The organism is Peptacetobacter sp. AB800 (assembly GCF_047807365.1).
Lineage (GTDB): Bacteria > Bacillota > Clostridia > Peptostreptococcales > Peptostreptococcaceae > Peptacetobacter.
On record NZ_JBLOUI010000110.1, the window covers coordinates 1 to 315 of the forward strand.

Annotated in this window: 2 tRNA genes; both read left to right on the top strand. The window is 46.0% G+C overall.

From position 1 onward, the window contains the following. Positions 1-17 precede the first annotated feature (17 nt). Positions 18-107, top strand: a tRNA-Leu gene (locus ACK2WN_RS12355). A gap of 16 nt (positions 108-123) precedes the next feature. Further along, positions 124-200, top strand: a tRNA-Ile gene (locus ACK2WN_RS12360). Positions 201-315: the final 115 nt, after the last annotated feature.

The window sequence follows — 315 nt, forward strand, 5'->3', positions numbered from 1 at the left end:
CGTAGCCACGTATATGTGCCGAAGTGGCGGAACTGGCAGACGCACAGGACTTAAAATCCTGCGGGACTTATCCTCCCGTACCGGTTCGATTCCGGTCTTCGGCACCATATTTTATATATAAGTGGACCATTAGCTCAGTTGGTTAGAGCGCCCGGCTCATAACCGGTAGGTCTGGGGTTCGAGTCCCTGATGGTCCACCACTTTAAATGAACTTTGAAAACTGAACAGCAGATATATTTAGTTCGAACAAATAGTTCGAACGCCATACAAACCATGCCAGATATTTTGAGATAACATCTGAGCGGATATAACAAA